This is a genomic window from Prescottella equi, assembly GCF_002094305.1.
GTDB lineage: Bacteria > Actinomycetota > Actinomycetes > Mycobacteriales > Mycobacteriaceae > Prescottella > Prescottella equi.
In genome coordinates this window covers 11,672-26,821 of record NZ_LWTX01000001.1, presented here as the reverse complement: position 1 = coordinate 26,821, position 15,150 = coordinate 11,672, and the positions used below count along the sequence as shown (strand labels likewise).

The following is a 15,150-nucleotide window of genomic DNA, read 5'->3' as shown; positions in this document are numbered from 1 at the left end:
CCCGAGTCGCCTCGGCCTCGACCCGAAGGAGTGACCCCCTCACATGCGCGCCCTCGTCCAGCGAGTCACGTCGGCAGCCGTCGCGGTGGACGGCGACGAAGTCGCCCGGATCTCACCAGCCGACGACGGGCAGGGTCTGCTCGTCCTCCTCGGCGTCGGCCACGACGACGATCCTGTCGCCGCCGCGAACCTCGCCCGACGGGTGTGGCGGCTGCGCATCCTCGACGGCGAGAAGTCCGCGTCCGACGTCGACGCGCCGATTCTCGTGGTCAGCCAGTTCACCCTCCTTGCAGACACCCGCAAGAGCCGGCGGCCGTCGTGGTCCGCGGCCGCGCCCCGCGCCGTCGCCGAACCACTCGTCGCCGCATTCGGCGACGCACTGCGCGAGCTCGGCGCCACCGTCGAGGTCGGCCGGTTCGGCGAACACATGCAGGTGAGCCTCGTCAACGACGGACCGGTGACAGTCCTGTTGGAGGGATGACCCCGGGACACGAAAACGCCGAGCGGGCAGCGACTGCTCGCTGCCCGCTCGGTGCTCTTGCTCGGTGTTGTGGGTGAGCTCTGCTCAGTTGTCCCCGGGCCGAAGCGTGAGGATCCTTGGACCGTCCTCGGTCACCGCGACCGTGTGCTCCCAGTGCGCGGCGCGGCTGCCGTCCGTGGTCACCACGGTCCAGTCGTCGCCGAGCACCTCGGTCTCGTACGTGCCGAGCGTGAGCATCGGCTCGATCGCGAGAACCGACCCGATGACGAGGTGCGGACCCTTGCCGGGCGCTCCCTCGTTCGGCAGGAACGGATCCATGTGCATCTCGCGGCCGATCGCGTGCCCCCCGTAGCCGTCGACGATCCCGTAGGACCTGCCGTGCAGCTTCTCCGCGGCATGCGTGCCGAGCTCGATGGCGTGGGAGACATCGGTGAGGCGGTTGCCCTCGACCATCGCCGCGATCCCCGCCTCCATCGACAGCCGCGTCGCCTCACTCAGCTGCGCATCCGCCTCACTGAGTTCGCCGACACCGAACGTCCATGCCGAGTCGCCGTGCCAACCGTCGAGGATCGCTCCGCAGTCGATCGACACGAGGTCACCCTCGACCAGGATGTCGTCCGCCGACGGGATGCCGTGCACGACGCGATCGTTGACCGACGAGCAGATCGAGCCGCTGAAACCGTGGTAACCGAGGAACGACGGCACAGCGCCGGCGTCCCGGATCACCGATTCCGCGACCCGGTCCAACTCGAGGGTGCTGACACCGGGCTTGGCCGCGTCCCGCACCGCCACGAGGGCGGCGCCGACGATCGCGCCCGCCGCCGCCATGGCGTCGAGCTCACCCGCCGTGCGGAACGGAACAACCTTGCGCTTGCGGCCGAAAGCCATTACTTCCCCAGCGCGGCCAGGGCGCGGGCGTTGACCTCTTCGACAGCGCCGACGGCGTCGACGGTGACGATCTGGCCGGCGTAGTAATCGAGCAGCGGTGCCGTCTCCTCGCGGTAGACGCGCATGCGGTTACGGATCACGTCTTCGGTGTCGTCGGCGCGACCGCGGGCGAGCATCCGTTCGACGACGACCTCGTCGTCGACGTCGAACGCCAGCACACCGTCGAGCTTGGCGCCGAGCCCCTCGAGGATGCCCTCGAGGGCCTTCGCCTGATCGACCGTGCGCGGGAAACCGTCCAGCAGGAAGCCGTTGGCGGCATCCGGTTCGGCGACGCGGGCCTTCACCATGTTGTTCGTGATCTCGCTCGGGACGAGATCGCCCGCATCGAGGTACTTCTTGGCCTCGAGCCCCAGCGGCGTCTCCTGCCCGATGTTCGCGCGGAAGAGATCTCCGGTGGAGATGTGCGGAACACCCAACTTCTCGGACAGAATCGCGGCCTGGGTGCCCTTACCGGCACCGGGAGGACCAAGGAGGACAAGTCTCACTTGAGGAACCCTTCATAGTTTCGCTGCATGAGCTGGCTCTCGATCTGCTTCACGGTATCGAGGCCCACACTGACCATAATCAGCACCGCGGTGCCACCGAACGGCAGGTTCTGCACACCACCCGAATTGCCGATGTCGAGGAACAGATTCGGCAGGACCGCGATGGTGCCGAGATAGATCGCACCCGGCAGAGTGATACGGCTCAGTACGTAGTTCAAGTAGTCGGCGGTCGGGCGACCCGGACGGATGCCCGGGATGAAGCCGCCGAACTTCTTCATCTCGTCCGCGCGTTCCTCCGGATTGAAGGTGATCGCGACGTAGAAGTAGGTGAAGAAGACGATCATGCCGAAGTAGATCAGGATGTAGACCGGGTTGGCCGGGTTCACCAGGTACTCGTTGATGAACCGCTGCCACCAGCTCGGATCCGTGCTCGTGTTGGCGCCGGTGAGCTGCGCGATGAGGTTCGGCAGGTACAGCAGCGACGACGCGAAGATCACCGGGATGACGCCGGCCTGGTTGACCTTGAGCGGCAGGTACGTGGACGATCCGCCGTACATGCGGCGACCGACCATGCGCTTGGCGTACTGCACCGGGATCCGGCGCTGACCCTGCTCGACGAACACGACGCCCGCGATGATCGCCAGTGCGGCGACACACACGAGTGCGAAGGTGAGGCCGCCACGGCTGTCGAGGATGGCCTTGCCCTCGGACGGGATGCGCGAGGCGATACCGGCGAAGATCAGCAGCGACATGCCGTTGCCGACACCGCGTTCGGTGATGAGCTCACCGAACCACATGACGAGCGCAGCGCCGGCCGTCATCACCAACACGATGATGATCAACCCGAAGACGCTCTCGTCCGCGATGATCGGTTGGCTACAGCCCTGCAGCAACTGGCCGCGCGCAGCGAGCGCAACGATGCCGGTCGACTGCAGGATCGCGAGCGCGATCGAGAGGTAGCGCGTGTACTGCGTCATCTTCGCCTGGCCCGACTGGCCCTCCTTGCGGAGTTCCTCGAACTTGGGGATGACGACAGTGAGGAGCTGGACGATGATGCTCGCCGTGATGTACGGCATGATGCCGATCGCGAACACCGACAGCTGCAGGAGCGCGCCGCCGGAGAACAGGTTGATCAGCGAGTAGATGCCGGCCGACTCACCGCCGGAGACCTGGTCGATACAGGCACGGACGTTTCCGTAGTCGACGCCCGGGGACGGCAGCGTCGCGCCGAGGCGATACAGGGCGACCAGACCGAGTGTGAAGAGGATCTTCCGCCTCAGGTCTACCGTCCTGAGGGCCGAGACAAAGGCGGAAAGCAAAGATCCTCCTGGGCGCACGACTGACAGGGAAGCGAACCTATTGGTCCGTCCGGTGGGATTGCAGAACTCTAGAACTCTAACAGTGACACATGAAATTACAGCCCAGTCCCGGGCTGTCCGGCCACCAGTATGCCTCGCCGAGAAGGCCGCTGAACGAAGAATGGCCGCAGCACCACCCCGAGGGACGGTGTTGCGGCCATTCTTGCGATCAGACGAGCGAGATCACAGCTCGGTGGTGGTACCACCGGCAGCGGCGATCTTCTCCTTGGCAGCGCCCGAGAACTTGTTCGCGGTGACCTGGACGGCAACCGCGATCTCGCCCTCGGCGAGCACCTTCACGAGCTGGTTCTTGCGAACCGCGCCCGCGGCGACGAGCTCGGCAACGCCGATCTGTCCACCCTCGGGGAACAGACGGGCGATGTCGCCGACGTTGACGACCTGGTACTCGGTGCGGAACGCATTCTTGAAGCCCTTGAGCTTGGGCAGACGCATGTGAAGCGGCATCTGTCCACCCTCGAAGGCGGCCGAGACGTTCTTGCGAGCCTTGGTGCCCTTGGTACCGCGACCGGCGGTCTTGCCCTTCGAGCCCTCACCGCGACCGACGCGAGTCTTGTCGGTCTTGGCTCCGGCAGCAGGACGCAGGTGGTGCAACTTGATGGTCATGGTTAGACCTCCTCAACCGTGACGAGGTGGCGCACCACGTTGATCAGACCACGGTTCTGCGCGTTGTCCTCGCGGACGACGGACTGACGGATGCCCTTCAGTCCGAGGGTGCGCATGCTGTCCCGCTGGTTCTGCTTGGTGCCGATGGTGCTCTTGACCTGGGTGACCTTGAGCTGTGCCATTACTTCACGCTCCCAGCCTGTGCACGAGCGCGGAGCATGCCGGCAGGGGCAACGTCCTCGAGGGGCAGGCCACGACGGGCTGCAACCTCTTCCGGACGCTGCAGACCCTTGAGGGCGGCAACCGTCGCGTGCACAACATTGATGGCGTTGTCGCTACCGAGCGACTTGGCGAGGATGTCGGAGACACCCGCGCACTCCAGCACGGCACGCACCGCGCCACCGGCGATGACACCGGTACCGGGGCTGGCCGGACGCAGCATGACGACGCCGGCAGCCGCCTCACCCTGGACGGGGTGAGTGATGGTGCTACCGATCAGCGGCACGCGGAAGAAGTTCTTGCGAGCTTCCTCGACGCCCTTCTGGATGGCCGCGGGAACTTCCTTGGCCTTGCCGTAGCCGACACCGACGAGTCCGTTGCCGTCGCCGACGATCACGAGAGCGGTGAAGCTGAAGCGACGACCACCCTTGACGACCTTCGAGACGCGGTTGATGGAGACGACGCGCTCGATGTGGTTCGACTTCTCGGCGGCGTTGTCACGACGGTTGTCCCGACGATCACGGCCACCGCGGTTGTCGCCCTGGTTCGGGCCATTCTGTCCGGCGGGTCCGCTTCCGCCGTCACGCCTTTGACGTCCCGGCATCAGGCATTCCTTCCGTTAGTAATGTTGGTCATCAGAACTTCAACCCGCCTTCGCGTGCGGCGTCCGCCAGGGCCGCGATGCGGCCGCTGTAGGTGTGGCCACCGCGGTCGAAGACCACGGCCTCCACGCCGGCAGCCTTGGCACGCTCGGCGATCAGCTGACCGACCTTGGCACCGCGAGCCTTCTTGTCGCCCTCCAGCGCACGCACGTCGGCCTCGATGGTCGACGCAGCGGCCAGGGTCTTGCCGGCCAGGTCGTCCACCAGCTGCACGTGGATGTGCCGCGACGAACGGTTCACCACGAGACGGGGACGCTCGGGGGTGCCGGAGACCTTCTTGCGGAGACGGAAGTGACGACGCGCCTTCGACAGACGACGCGTGGTGGACACGTCCTTGCCCAGCGGGATCCGCTTGGCTTTCTGATTTGCAGTCTGGCTCATATCACTTACCCGTCTTTCCGACCTTGCGACGGACCTGCTCACCCTCGTAGCGGATGCCCTTGCCCTTGTACGGGTCGGACTTGCGCAGGCGGCGGATGTTGGCCGCGATCTGGCCGACCTTCTGCTTGTCGATGCCGGAGATCGAGAACTTGGTCGGCGACTCGACAGCGAAGGTGATGCCCTCCGGAGCCTCGATCGGGACCGGGTGGCTGTAGCCGAGGGCGAACTCGAGGTCCTGACCCTTCAGCGCCACACGGTAACCGACACCGTGGATCTCCATCTTGGTGGTGTAACCAGCGGTGACACCGGTGATCATGTTCTGCACCAGGGTGCGCGACAGACCGTGCAGCGCACGGCTGCGACGCTCGTCGTCGGGACGGGTGACCAGCAGGGCACCGTCCTCACCCTTGGCGACCGAGATCGGCTCGGACACGGTCAGCGACAGCGAACCCTTGGGTCCCTTGATCGCGACGTCCTGGCCGTCGATGGTCACGTCGACGCCCGCGGGGACGGCGACCGGAATCTTTCCAATACGCGACATAGTGGTGGCCTCTCTTACCAGACGTAGGCGAGGACTTCCCCGCCCACACCCTGATTGGCCGCCTGACGATCGGTGAGCAGACCGGACGACGTGGAGATGATGGCCACGCCGAGGCCGCCCAGGACCTTGGGCAGGTTGGTGGACTTCGCGTACACGCGCAGACCGGGCTTCGAGACTCGGCGCAGGCCGGCGAGGCTGCGCTCGCGGCTCGGGCCGTACTTGAGGTCGACGATCAGCGTCTTGCCGACCTCGGCATCCTCGGTGCGGTAGTCGGCGATGTAGCCCTCGCGCTTGAGGATCTCGGCGATGTTCGCCTTGATCTTCGAGTGCGGCAGCTTCACCTCGTCGTGGTACGCCGAGTTGGCATTACGCAGACGCGTCAAGAAGTCTGCGATCGGATCAGTCATGGTCATGAGTTGACCTGTGCACCTTTCTCGTTGGGGTTCCCATGCAACACCGGAGTCCGGGCCCGCTCCCCCGATCACTCGGAGGAACGGGCCCGGCCCGATCGTGGGCCTACAACGAAGTGGTTCTTTACTTCACCGTTCCCGCGGGTGCGGGACGGAAGTCTTCGTTGGTTCGCTTACCAGGAGCTCTTGTGAACGCCCGGCAGCTCGCCGGCGTGCGCCATCTCGCGAACGCAGATTCGGCACAGGCCGAACTTGCGGAACACGGAGTGCGGACGTCCGCACTTCTGGCAGCGGGTGTACGCGCGCACCGCGAACTTCGGCTTCTTGTTGGCCTTGTTGACCAGTGCCTTCTTAGCCATGGGCTCAGTTCTCCTTGAACGGGAAGCCGAGGTGCTTGAGCAGCGCACGGCCTTCTTCGTTGTTGGTGGCGGTGGTCACGACGGTGATGTCCATACCGCGCGGACGATCGATCTTGTCCACGTCGATCTCGTGGAACATCGACTGCTCGTTGAGGCCGAACGTGTAGTTGCCGTTGCCGTCGAACTGGTTGCCCGACAGGCCGCGGAAGTCGCGGATACGGGGCAGCGCGATGGACACGAGACGGTCCAGGAACTCCCACATGCGGTCGCCGCGCAGCGTCACGCGCGCGCCGATCGGCATGCCCTCACGCAGCTTGAACTGCGCGATGGACTTGCGGGCCTTCCGGATCTCCGGCTTCTGACCGGTGATCAGGGTCAGGTCGGCAACCGCGCCGTTGATCAGCTTGGCGTCACGGGCGGCGTCGCCGACACCCATGTTGACGACAACCTTGACCAGGCCGGGGATCTGCATGACGTTCGCGTAATCGAACTCAGCGTTCAGCGCGTCCTTGATCTCCGCACGGTAGCGGGCCTTCAGGCGCGGCTGGGTCTTGTTCTCGGTGGAGGTCATGTCAGATGTCCTTCCCGTTCTTCCGGGAAATGCGAACGCGCTTGCCGGTCTCCTCGTCGGTGCGGTAGCCGACGCGAGTCGGGTTCCCGTCCGAGTCGACGACCATGACGTTCGAGACGTTGATCGGAGCTTCCTGCGTCACGATGCCGCCCGAGGAGGCGCCACGCTCGTTCGCAGAAACCGCGGTGTGCTTCTTGATGCGGTTGACGCCCTCGACGAGGACCTTGTTGGTCGCGGGGTAGGCCTGGATGACCTTGCCCTTCGCGCCCTTGTCCTTGCCGGCGATGACCAGCACGGTGTCACCCTTGTGCACCTTCATCACAGCACCTCCGGGGCGAGCGAGACGATCTTCATGAACTTCTTCTCGCGCAGCTCACGGCCGACGGGGCCGAAGATGCGAGTGCCGCGAGGATCGTTGTCCGCCTTGATGATGACGGCAGCGTTCTCGTCGAACTTGATGTAGGAACCGTCCGGACGACGACGCTCCTTGGCGGTGCGGACGACGACGGCCTTGACGACGTCACCCTTCTTCACGTTTCCACCCGGGGTTGCGTCCTTGACGGTGGCGACGATGATGTCGCCGATCCCGGCGTAGCGACGAGACGAGCCACCGAGAACGCGGATGCAGAGAATCTCCTTGGCACCCGTGTTGTCGGCGACGCGCAGTCGCGACTCCTGCTGAATCACTTACTTCTCCTTGACCTGGCTTGTTTCGACCTGGTGGTTCACACGCGAATCACCGGGTCGTGCGCGGCAGATTTCCGACCCGACGCGCGCGGTCCGTACCCGCCGATGGTGGGGCCACCACTGCTTTCACAGGGCAACCCCACCATCGTACTGGATACACTCTTCGGCTCTTACTTGGCCTTCTCGAGGACCTCGACCAGACGCCAGCGCTTGGTGGCCGACAACGGACGGGTCTCCATCAGCTGCACGCGATCGCCGATGCCGGCGGTGCCGTTCTCGTCGTGCGCCTTGACCTTGGTGGTCCGACGGATGATCTTGCCGTAGAGCGGGTGCTTCACCCGGTCCTCCAGCTCGACCACGATGGTCTTCTCCATCTTGTCGGAGACCACGTAACCGGTGCGGACCTTGCGGCTGCCGCGATCTTCGGTGCTGTTGGTGCTCACTGCCTTATCCTCGCTCATGCGGCGTCACCTGCGTCCGGACCAGCGGCCAGGCCGAGCTCGCGCTCACGCAGGACGGTGTAGATGCGCGCAATCTCGTGACGGACCGTGCGCAGCCGGCGGTTGTTGTCCAGCTGGCCGGTTGCCATCTGGAAGCGAAGGTTGAACAGTTCTTCCTTCGCCTCGCGGAGCTTGGTGACCAGTTCTTCGTCGGTCAGCTCGCGGAGCTCTGCAGCAGGGCTGGTGGTTGCCATCAGAACTGCTCCTCCCTCGTCACGATCCGGCACTTGCACGGGAGCTTGTGCATCGCGCGGCGCAGGGCCTCGCGGGCGATCTCCTCGTTCGGGTAGCTCATCTCGAACATGACCCGTCCGGGCTTGATGTTCGCGACCCACCACTCCGGCGAACCCTTACCGGAACCCATGCGGGTCTCGGCAGGCTTCTTGGTGAGCGGGCGATCCGGGAAGATGTTGATCCAGATCTTGCCGCCACGCTTGATGTGGCGAGTCATGGCGATACGAGCGGACTCGATCTGCCGGTTGGTGATGTAGGCGGGCTCGAGAGCCTGGATGCCGTACTCACCGAAGGCCACCTGGGTACCGCCCTTGGCGGCACCCGAACGGCTCGGGTGGTGCTGCTTGCGGTGCTTGACCCGGCGCGGGATCAACATGCGTCAGCCCTCCTTCTGCTCGGTAGAAGCGGGAGCATCGGCGGTTGCGGTCGCAGCGCGACCGGCCTCGGTGCTGGTCGCCGTGGTGCCGGCGGCACCGGAGCGACGCGGACGGCTCGGGCGCTCGCGACGCGGGCGCTCGGCCGGGGCGGCGGCGGACAGCTCACGCTTGCCACCGACGATGTCGCCCTTGTAGATCCAGACCTTCACGCCGATGCGACCGAAGGTGGTCTTGGCCTCGTAGAGGCCGTAGTCGATGTCCGCACGCAGCGTGTGCAGCGGAACGCGACCCTCACGGTAGAACTCCGAGCGGCTCATCTCGGCGCCGCCGAGGCGGCCCGAGCACTGCACGCGGATGCCCTTGACGTTCGGCTGACGCATGGCCGACTGGATGGCCTTGCGCATCGCACGACGGAACGCGACACGGTTCGAGAGCTGCTCGGCGACACCCTGTGCCACGAGCTGAGCCTCGGCCTCGGCGTTCTTGACCTCGAGGATGTTCAGCTGGACCTGCTTGCCGGTCAGCTTCTCGAGCTCGGCGCGGATGCGATCGGCCTCGGCGCCACGGCGACCGATGACGATGCCCGGACGCGCGGTGTGGATGTCCACACGCACACGGTCACGGGTGCGCTCGATCTCGACCTTCGCGATGCCCGCGCGCTCCATGCCGGTGGCGAGGAGCTTACGGATCGCGACGTCTTCCTTGACGTACTCCGCGTACTGCTTGTCTGCGTACCAGCGCGACTTCCAGTCGGTCGTGATGCCGAGACGGAAGCCGTGCGGGTTGATCTTCTGGCCCACTACTGACCACTTCCCTTCCGGCGGTTACGACCCGAGGCGGCACCCCGGTTCGCCACACTTTCCACAATGACGGTGATGTGGCTCGAACGCTTGCGGATCCGGAAGGCCCGGCCCTGGGCGCGCGGCTGGAACCGCTTGAGGGTCGCACCCTCGTCCACGAACGCCGTCGAGACGACGAGGGTGGCGGGATCCAGATTCAGGTTGTTCTGCGCGTTGGCAGCGGCGCTGGCGATCACCTTCGCGACCGGCTCAGCCGCGGCCTGCGGTGCGAACTTGAGGATCGCGAGAGCCTCGTCGACCGACTTGCCGCGGACGATGTCCACGACACGGCGCGCCTTCATGGGGGTCACGCGCACGTGGCGCGCGACCGCCTTCGCGGTGGGGTTCTGGGTTTCAGTACTCATCGACGCTTGCTCTTCCGGTCGTCCTTGATGTGGCCCTTGAACGTCCTGGTCGGTGCAAACTCTCCGAGCTTGTGGCCAACCATCGAATCCGAAACGAACACCGGAACGTGCTTGCGTCCGTCGTGGACGGCAAACGTGTGACCGATGAAGTCCGGAATGATCGTGGAACGACGGCTCCAGGTCTTGATGACCTGCTTGGTGCCCTTCTCGTTCTGCACGTCCACCTTCGCAAGGAGGTGGTCATCGACGAACGGGCCCTTCTTCAGGCTGCGTGGCATCCTTCACTCCCTCCTTGACTAGCGCTTCTTGCCGGTACGGCGACGACGGACGATGAGCTTGTCGCTCGCCTTGTTCTTGCGGGTGCGGCCCTCGGGCTTGCCCCAGGGGCTGACCGGGTGGCGACCACCGGAGGTCTTACCCTCACCACCACCGTGCGGGTGGTCGACCGGGTTCATGACGACACCACGGACGGTCGGGCGGACGCCCTTCCAGCGCATGCGGCCGGCCTTGCCCCAGTTGATGTTCGACTGCTCGGCGTTGCCGACCTCGCCGACGGTGGCGCGGCAGCGCACGTCGACGCGACGGATCTCACCGGACGGCATACGCAGCGTGGCGTAGGTGCCTTCCTTGCCCAGCAGCTGGATGCTGGCGCCGGCGGAGCGGGCCATCTTGGCACCGCCGCCCGGACGCAGCTCCACAGCGTGGATCGTGGTACCGGTGGGGATGTTGCGCAGCGGCAGGTTGTTGCCCGGCTTGATGTCGGCGCCTGCGCCGGACTCGATCGGAGCGCCCTGCACCAGGCCCTTGGGGGCGATGATGTAGCGCTTCTCGCCGTCTGCGTAGTGCAGCAGCGCGATGCGAGCGGTGCGGTTGGGGTCGTACTCGATGTGAGCGACCTTGGCCGGCACGCCGTCCTTGTCGTTGCGACGGAAGTCGATCAACCGGTAGGCGCGCTTGTGACCGCCACCCTTGTGACGGGTGGTGATGCGACCGTGGGCGTTACGACCACCGCGACCGTGCAGCGGGCGAATGAGCGACTTCTCGGGCGTCGACCGAGTGATCTCGGCGAAGTCCGAGACGCTCGAGCCGCGGCGGCCCGGGGTAGTCGGCTTGTACTTACGGATTGCCATGAGTCTTCTCGTCCTCTATATCTCGTCAAGTCCCAGACGCTTACGCGACCGGGCCTCCGAAGATCTCGATGGGCTTGCTGTCGGCCGAGAGGGTCACGAGCGCGCGCTTGGTGTCCTTGCGCTTGCCGTAACCGAAGCGGGTCCGCTTGCGCTTGCCCTGACGGTTGGCGGTGTTGACGCTGGTCACGGTGACGCCGAAGACCTTCTCGACGGCAATCTTGATCTGCGTCTTGTTCGAGTCCGGGTGCACCAGGAAGGTGTAGGTGCCTTCCTCGATCAGTCCGTAGGACTTCTCGGAGATGACCGGGGCCAGCAAGATGTCGCGGGGGTCGGCGATGGTGGTCACTTGCTCTCCTCCTCGTTCTTGGCCGGGCCCGCGATGAAGGTGTTCAGAGCCTCGAGGCTGAACACGACGTCATCGCTGTTGAGCACGTCGTAGGTGTTGAGCTGGTCGGGTGCGATGGGGTGCACGCCGTCCAGGTTCTGGACGCTCTTCCACGCGGCGATGTCCTCGCGGCCGACGACCAGCAGGAACTTCTTGCGGTCGGACAGCTCGCCCAGGAACGACTTCGCCGTCTTGGTGGACGGGACCTGCCCGGCGACCAGTTCGGTGATGACGTGGATGCGCTCGTTGCGGGCCCGGTCGGAGAGGGCGCCACGCAGAGCGGCAGCCTTCATCTTCTTGGGGGTGCGCTGCGAGTAGTCGCGCGGCTGCGGGCCGTGGACGGTGCCACCGCCGGCGAACTGCGGCGCACGGGTCGAGCCCTGACGTGCGCGGCCGGTGCCCTTCTGGCGGTACGGCTTCTTGCCACCACCGCGGACCTCGCCGCGGGTCTTGGTGGAGTGCGTGCCCTGACGTGCCGCAGCGAGCTGCGCGACGACGACCTGGTGCATCAGAGCGATGTTCGCGGTCGCGTCGAAGATCTCGGAGGGGAGATCGACGGTGCCGTTGGTCTTGCCACCGGCGGCCTTGACGTCGAGGGTCAGCTTGGTTGCGGTCTCGGTCATGCCGAAGCACCACCCTTCACTGCGGTCTTGACGATCACGAGGCCACCCTTGCGGCCCGGGATCGCACCCTTGATCAGCAGCAGACCGTTCTCGGCATCCACCTTGTGGACCGAGAGGTTCTGCGTCGTGATGCGGTCGGAGCCCATACGGCCCGACATGCGCATGCCCTTGAACACGCGACCGGGGGTGGCACAGCCACCGATGGAACCCGGGCGACGGTGGACAGCCTGTGCGCCGTGCGAGGCGCCCTGGCCGGCGAAGCCGTGACGCTTCATGGTGCCGGCGAAGCCCTTGCCCTTGCTGGTGCCGGTGACGTCGACGTATGCGCCGTCCTCGAACACCTCGGCCGTCAGCTCCTGGCCGACCTCGTACTCCGAGGTGTCGGCGACGCGGAGCTCGACGACGTGGCGACGCGGGGTGACGCCGGCCTTGGCGAACTGGCCCGAGGTGGGCTTGTTCACCTTGCGCGGGTCGATGGCGCCGAACGCCAGCTGCACGGCGCTGTAGCCGTCACGCTCTTCGGTACGGATCTGGGTGACGACGTTCGGCCCGGCCTTGACGACGGTGACCGGAACGACCCGGTTGTTCTCGTCGAAGACCTGGGTCATGCCGAGCTTGGTGCCCAGGATTCCCTTGATCTGATTAGTCATTTGATATCTCCGCTGCGTCTTCCCAAGCTCACTGGATGTTCACGTCGACGCTGGCCGGAAGGTCGATGCGCATGAGCGCGTCGACCGTCTTCGGCGTCGGGTCGAGGATGTCGATCAGCCGCTTGTGAGTACGCATCTCGAAGTGCTCGCGCGAGTCCTTGTACTTGTGCGGCGAGCGGATGACGCAGTACACGTTCTTCTCGGTAGGCAACGGCACCGGGCCGACCACGCGTGCCCCGGTACGGGTCACCGTCTCGACGATCTTGCGCGCTGACGCGTCGATCGCCTCGTGGTCATAGGCCTTGAGCCTGATGCGGATCTTCTGTCCCGCCACGCTTGTGTCCTTTTCTTGCCGCGTTTCGTAGAACCCGAACGAGCCGGGGACTACCTCGTCTGCACAGCCCTCGGCTGAAACACGACACGAACAACACACACTCGCGATCGAGACATCACTCGATCCGCTGCCGCTGTTCATGTGTCATGGTTCTCCGGTCCACGCGGTCGGGCGTGTCGCCCTGTCGCTCATTCCCCGGCCCCGGAAATCCCTTCCCAGGAGCCGCGAGAACCGCACCGGATGCACCCGCGAGGGGCGCAAACTTTGGGTACTGCTTCCGTCTTGCATCGTCGTGACCAGGCACTTCGTCCCGATACTCGACTTTCATCCAGCCCGACTCGGGTCGCAACGGAGCGCGTCCCAGTCAAGGCAACCCGATCAGTATGCCGTAGCCGACCCTCGAGATCAAATCGCAGTCGCTCGGACTTCCGAGGTCAGCGGCCGAATCCGACCCAGCCATCTTACTCGTGAGTAAGATCTCCGCCATGACATCGACCCCCACCGCCACGTACCGAAGCTGGCAGAAGTTGCCCGCCAACGGATTCGGGCGCGCGCTGTTCTCCCTCGGCATGTGTGTGCGAGTGCCGTACTTCGCGACGGTGCTTCCGACCGTCGACCGGCTCGAGCCCGGACACTGCGAGGTGACCGCGCCGAAATGGTGGGGTGTGCACAACCACATCGGCACCTTCCACGCGATCGCGGCCTGCAATCTCGCCGAGGCGGCCATGGGGATGCTCGCGGAGGCGACCGTGCCGGTCGGTCATCGGTGGATCCCCAAGGCGATGAACGTCCGCTACCTCGCGAAGGCACAGTCCCGGCTGCGCGCGATCGCGACCCTCGACCGGATCCCCGACTTCGACACCGTCACCGAGGGAACGGAACTGACCATCCCGGTGTCGATCCGCGACCGCGCCGGCACGGAGGTCGTGCACGCCGACATCACCGTCTGGGTGACGCCCGCCTGACCGAGCGCTGCGCCGTGAGGGCGAGCGAACCCGGACCCGATATATTTGATCCGATCCGATTTTGTTGCACGCATCACACCAGCGGCCCCTACCGGCCCCGGCCGGGACCCGCGGACGAAGCGGGCACGCGTCCTGCCGAGGAGAAGTCATGGCCCCGCCCGCAGCCCGGTCGACGGGTAATCTCCGACGCCGTCCCCAGTTGTCCGACGACGTCGCGGTGCACGTGCGCAATGTGATCATGTCGGGCGGCGTGCGCCCGGGCGAGTTCATCCGCCTCGACGAGACCGCGGCCGAACTCGGCGTGAGTGTCACCCCCGTCCGCGAGGCTCTGCTGACCTTGCGGGGCGAGGGACTCGTGGAGCTGGTCCCCCACCGCGGCTATGTCGTCGCCCCGCTGAGCCGCGACGACGTCAACGACGTCTTCTGGCTGCAGGGCCGGATCGCCGAGGAGTTGGCCGGACGGGCCGTCGACCACGTCGACGACGAGGCGCTCGCCGAGCTGACCGCGATCAACGATCGGCTGCGGCAGGCCGTCGAACTCGGGGACGCCGTCCGGATCGAGGAACTCGAGTTCGCCTTCCACCGGATCATCAATCGTTTGGCAGGGGCCCGGAAGTTGTCGTGGTTCCTGCTCGGCGCCACCCGCTACACCCCGGTCCACTTCTATTCGGCCGATCGCGAGTGGGGCGACGAGGCCGTGGCCAGCCACGCGCGGCTCGTCGCGGCCCTCGCCGCTCGGGACCACGCCGGCGTCGCGGACGAGACCCGCGCCCATTTCGACGACGGCGCGAAGCGTCTGGTTCGACACCTGGAAACGATCGGAATCTGGGACTGATCGCCTGGTCAGGCGCGTCGCCGGCCGGGAACTCGGACGCGGTGGACGAACGGTGCGCCGGGCCGTGGACGGCTTGTGGCGGCCGCCACGCGGGTAACATTCCCCGGCAGCGGCGGGAATACACGTCGACGGAGGACGGCCCCTTGGCCCCCGAATGGCGGAGAGCCATCCAACCCAGGTGAACTAG

At 65.8% G+C, this 15,150-nt stretch carries 27 protein-coding genes; 3 read left to right on the top strand and 24 right to left on the bottom strand.

Annotation, left to right across the window (positions count from 1 at the left end):
• Positions 1–43 precede the first annotated feature (43 nt).
• Complete coding sequence (dtd, locus tag A6I89_RS00160; protein ID WP_005518401.1) at positions 44–481, top strand: D-aminoacyl-tRNA deacylase; 438 nt, start codon at positions 44–46, stop codon at positions 479–481.
• Between the two features lie 84 nt (positions 482–565).
• Here the strand turns inward: dtd and map are convergent, their stop codons facing one another.
• The 24 genes from map to rpsJ form a co-directional block, all read right to left on the bottom strand.
• Positions 566–1,369 (bottom strand): type I methionyl aminopeptidase, encoded by an 804-nt coding sequence (gene map, locus A6I89_RS00155; protein WP_005518398.1) that lies wholly within the window; start codon positions 1,367–1,369, stop codon positions 566–568.
• Positions 1,369–1,914 (bottom strand): adenylate kinase, encoded by a 546-nt coding sequence (locus A6I89_RS00150; RefSeq protein WP_005518397.1) that lies wholly within the window; start codon positions 1,912–1,914, stop codon positions 1,369–1,371. The genes map and A6I89_RS00150 overlap by 1 nt, the downstream gene beginning before the upstream one ends.
• Positions 1,911–3,233, bottom strand: coding sequence for a preprotein translocase subunit SecY (gene secY / locus A6I89_RS00145; protein WP_005518396.1), 1,323 nt, complete (start codon positions 3,231–3,233; stop codon positions 1,911–1,913). The genes A6I89_RS00150 and secY overlap by 4 nt, the downstream gene beginning before the upstream one ends.
• Before the next feature lie 222 nt (positions 3,234–3,455).
• Entirely contained in the window at positions 3,456–3,896 is a 441-nt protein-coding gene (gene rplO, locus A6I89_RS00140) for a 50S ribosomal protein L15 (protein WP_005518395.1), read from the bottom strand.
• 2 nt (positions 3,897–3,898) lie between these two features.
• Positions 3,899–4,078 (bottom strand): 50S ribosomal protein L30, encoded by a 180-nt coding sequence (gene rpmD, locus A6I89_RS00135; RefSeq protein WP_005518394.1) that lies wholly within the window; start codon positions 4,076–4,078, stop codon positions 3,899–3,901.
• Positions 4,078–4,719: a 30S ribosomal protein S5 gene (gene rpsE, locus A6I89_RS00130; protein WP_005518393.1), complete on the bottom strand. Its 642-nt coding sequence runs from the start codon at positions 4,717–4,719 to the stop codon at positions 4,078–4,080. Before rpsE ends, rpmD begins: the two co-directional genes overlap by 1 nt.
• A 31-nt stretch (positions 4,720–4,750) precedes the next feature.
• A complete protein-coding gene (gene rplR / locus A6I89_RS00125) occupies positions 4,751–5,158 on the bottom strand; it encodes a 50S ribosomal protein L18 (protein WP_005518392.1) in 408 nt (135 codons plus the stop codon).
• A gap of 1 nt (position 5,159) precedes the next feature.
• Positions 5,160–5,699: a 50S ribosomal protein L6 gene (gene rplF, locus A6I89_RS00120; protein ID WP_005518391.1), complete on the bottom strand. Its 540-nt coding sequence runs from the start codon at positions 5,697–5,699 to the stop codon at positions 5,160–5,162.
• Between the two features lie 14 nt (positions 5,700–5,713).
• A complete protein-coding gene (gene rpsH, locus A6I89_RS00115; protein WP_005518386.1) occupies positions 5,714–6,112 on the bottom strand; it encodes a 30S ribosomal protein S8 in 399 nt (132 codons plus the stop codon).
• A gap of 170 nt (positions 6,113–6,282) precedes the next feature.
• Positions 6,283–6,468 carry a type Z 30S ribosomal protein S14 gene (locus A6I89_RS00110; RefSeq protein ID WP_005518383.1) on the bottom strand — a complete coding sequence of 62 codons (186 nt, stop codon included), beginning with the start codon at positions 6,466–6,468 and terminating at the stop codon, positions 6,283–6,285.
• A gap of 4 nt (positions 6,469–6,472) precedes the next feature.
• Positions 6,473–7,039, bottom strand: coding sequence for a 50S ribosomal protein L5 (rplE, locus tag A6I89_RS00105; protein ID WP_005518382.1), 567 nt, complete (start codon positions 7,037–7,039; stop codon positions 6,473–6,475).
• Position 7,040: 1 nt separating this feature from the next.
• Complete coding sequence (gene rplX, locus A6I89_RS00100) at positions 7,041–7,358, bottom strand: 50S ribosomal protein L24 (RefSeq protein ID WP_005518380.1); 318 nt, start codon at positions 7,356–7,358, stop codon at positions 7,041–7,043.
• Positions 7,358–7,726: a 50S ribosomal protein L14 gene (gene rplN, locus A6I89_RS00095; protein ID WP_005518379.1), complete on the bottom strand. Its 369-nt coding sequence runs from the start codon at positions 7,724–7,726 to the stop codon at positions 7,358–7,360. The genes rplX and rplN overlap by 1 nt, the downstream gene beginning before the upstream one ends.
• A 170-nt stretch (positions 7,727–7,896) precedes the next feature.
• Positions 7,897–8,187, bottom strand: coding sequence for a 30S ribosomal protein S17 (gene rpsQ / locus A6I89_RS00090; RefSeq protein ID WP_005518378.1), 291 nt, complete (start codon positions 8,185–8,187; stop codon positions 7,897–7,899).
• Positions 8,184–8,420, bottom strand: coding sequence for a 50S ribosomal protein L29 (gene rpmC / locus A6I89_RS00085; RefSeq protein ID WP_005518377.1), 237 nt, complete (start codon positions 8,418–8,420; stop codon positions 8,184–8,186). The genes rpsQ and rpmC overlap by 4 nt, the downstream gene beginning before the upstream one ends.
• Entirely contained in the window at positions 8,420–8,836 is a 417-nt protein-coding gene (gene rplP, locus A6I89_RS00080; protein WP_005518375.1) for a 50S ribosomal protein L16, read from the bottom strand. The genes rpmC and rplP overlap by 1 nt, the downstream gene beginning before the upstream one ends.
• Before the next feature lie 3 nt (positions 8,837–8,839).
• On the bottom strand, positions 8,840–9,637 hold the full coding sequence (rpsC, locus tag A6I89_RS00075) for a 30S ribosomal protein S3 (protein ID WP_005518374.1): 798 nt from the start codon (positions 9,635–9,637) through the stop codon (positions 8,840–8,842).
• The gene (gene rplV, locus A6I89_RS00070; RefSeq protein ID WP_005518372.1) at positions 9,637–10,041 is read right to left on the bottom strand and encodes a 50S ribosomal protein L22; all 405 of its coding nucleotides are present in this window, start codon (positions 10,039–10,041) and stop codon (positions 9,637–9,639) included. Before rplV ends, rpsC begins: the two co-directional genes overlap by 1 nt.
• The gene (rpsS, locus tag A6I89_RS00065) at positions 10,038–10,319 is read right to left on the bottom strand and encodes a 30S ribosomal protein S19 (RefSeq protein ID WP_005518370.1); all 282 of its coding nucleotides are present in this window, start codon (positions 10,317–10,319) and stop codon (positions 10,038–10,040) included. Before rpsS ends, rplV begins: the two co-directional genes overlap by 4 nt.
• An 18-nt stretch (positions 10,320–10,337) precedes the next feature.
• Positions 10,338–11,171, bottom strand: coding sequence for a 50S ribosomal protein L2 (gene rplB, locus A6I89_RS00060; protein ID WP_005518369.1), 834 nt, complete (start codon positions 11,169–11,171; stop codon positions 10,338–10,340).
• 40 nt (positions 11,172–11,211) lie between these two features.
• Positions 11,212–11,517 (bottom strand): 50S ribosomal protein L23, encoded by a 306-nt coding sequence (gene rplW, locus A6I89_RS00055; RefSeq protein ID WP_005518367.1) that lies wholly within the window; start codon positions 11,515–11,517, stop codon positions 11,212–11,214.
• Entirely contained in the window at positions 11,514–12,179 is a 666-nt protein-coding gene (rplD, locus tag A6I89_RS00050; protein WP_005518365.1) for a 50S ribosomal protein L4, read from the bottom strand. The genes rplW and rplD overlap by 4 nt, the downstream gene beginning before the upstream one ends.
• Positions 12,176–12,829, bottom strand: coding sequence for a 50S ribosomal protein L3 (rplC, locus tag A6I89_RS00045; protein WP_005518362.1), 654 nt, complete (start codon positions 12,827–12,829; stop codon positions 12,176–12,178). Before rplC ends, rplD begins: the two co-directional genes overlap by 4 nt.
• 28 nt (positions 12,830–12,857) lie before the next feature.
• Entirely contained in the window at positions 12,858–13,163 is a 306-nt protein-coding gene (gene rpsJ / locus A6I89_RS00040) for a 30S ribosomal protein S10 (protein WP_003938093.1), read from the bottom strand.
• 485 nt (positions 13,164–13,648) lie between these two features.
• On the opposite strand from rpsJ, the gene A6I89_RS00035 reads away from it, so the two are divergent.
• A complete protein-coding gene (locus tag A6I89_RS00035) occupies positions 13,649–14,128 on the top strand; it encodes a hotdog fold domain-containing protein (RefSeq protein ID WP_022597354.1) in 480 nt (159 codons plus the stop codon).
• Positions 14,129–14,276: 148 nt separating this feature from the next.
• Entirely contained in the window at positions 14,277–14,963 is a 687-nt protein-coding gene (locus tag A6I89_RS00030; protein WP_022597356.1) for a GntR family transcriptional regulator, read from the top strand.
• Positions 14,964–15,150: the final 187 nt, after the last annotated feature.

Coding starts and splice junctions, on each gene's coding strand:
- dtd (WP_005518401.1), top strand. CDS start 44: ATGCGCGCCCTCGTCCAGCGAGTCACGTCGGCAGCCGTCGCGGTGGAC.
- map (WP_005518398.1), bottom strand. CDS start 1,369: ATGGCTTTCGGCCGCAAGCGCAAGGTTGTTCCGTTCCGCACGGCGGGT.
- rplO (WP_005518395.1), bottom strand. CDS start 3,896: ATGACCATCAAGTTGCACCACCTGCGTCCTGCTGCCGGAGCCAAGACC.
- rpmD (WP_005518394.1), bottom strand. CDS start 4,078: ATGGCACAGCTCAAGGTCACCCAGGTCAAGAGCACCATCGGCACCAAG.
- rpsE (WP_005518393.1), bottom strand. CDS start 4,719: ATGCCGGGACGTCAAAGGCGTGACGGCGGAAGCGGACCCGCCGGACAG.
- rplR (WP_005518392.1), bottom strand. CDS start 5,158: ATGAGCCAGACTGCAAATCAGAAAGCCAAGCGGATCCCGCTGGGCAAG.
- rplF (WP_005518391.1), bottom strand. CDS start 5,699: ATGTCGCGTATTGGAAAGATTCCGGTCGCCGTCCCCGCGGGCGTCGAC.
- rpsH (WP_005518386.1), bottom strand. CDS start 6,112: ATGACCATGACTGATCCGATCGCAGACTTCTTGACGCGTCTGCGTAAT.
- A6I89_RS00110 (WP_005518383.1), bottom strand. CDS start 6,468: ATGGCTAAGAAGGCACTGGTCAACAAGGCCAACAAGAAGCCGAAGTTC.
- rplE (WP_005518382.1), bottom strand. CDS start 7,039: ATGACCTCCACCGAGAACAAGACCCAGCCGCGCCTGAAGGCCCGCTAC.
- rplX (WP_005518380.1), bottom strand. CDS start 7,358: ATGAAGGTGCACAAGGGTGACACCGTGCTGGTCATCGCCGGCAAGGAC.
- rpsQ (WP_005518378.1), bottom strand. CDS start 8,187: ATGAGCGAGGATAAGGCAGTGAGCACCAACAGCACCGAAGATCGCGGC.
- rpmC (WP_005518377.1), bottom strand. CDS start 8,420: ATGGCAACCACCAGCCCTGCTGCAGAGCTCCGCGAGCTGACCGACGAA.
- rplP (WP_005518375.1), bottom strand. CDS start 8,836: ATGTTGATCCCGCGCCGGGTCAAGCACCGCAAGCAGCACCACCCGAGC.
- rplV (WP_005518372.1), bottom strand. CDS start 10,041: ATGAGTACTGAAACCCAGAACCCCACCGCGAAGGCGGTCGCGCGCCAC.
- rpsS (WP_005518370.1), bottom strand. CDS start 10,319: ATGCCACGCAGCCTGAAGAAGGGCCCGTTCGTCGATGACCACCTCCTT.
- rplB (WP_005518369.1), bottom strand. CDS start 11,171: ATGGCAATCCGTAAGTACAAGCCGACTACCCCGGGCCGCCGCGGCTCG.
- rplD (WP_005518365.1), bottom strand. CDS start 12,179: ATGACCGAGACCGCAACCAAGCTGACCCTCGACGTCAAGGCCGCCGGT.
- rplC (WP_005518362.1), bottom strand. CDS start 12,829: ATGACTAATCAGATCAAGGGAATCCTGGGCACCAAGCTCGGCATGACC.
- A6I89_RS00035 (WP_022597354.1), top strand. CDS start 13,649: ATGACATCGACCCCCACCGCCACGTACCGAAGCTGGCAGAAGTTGCCC.
- A6I89_RS00030 (WP_022597356.1), top strand. CDS start 14,277: ATGGCCCCGCCCGCAGCCCGGTCGACGGGTAATCTCCGACGCCGTCCC.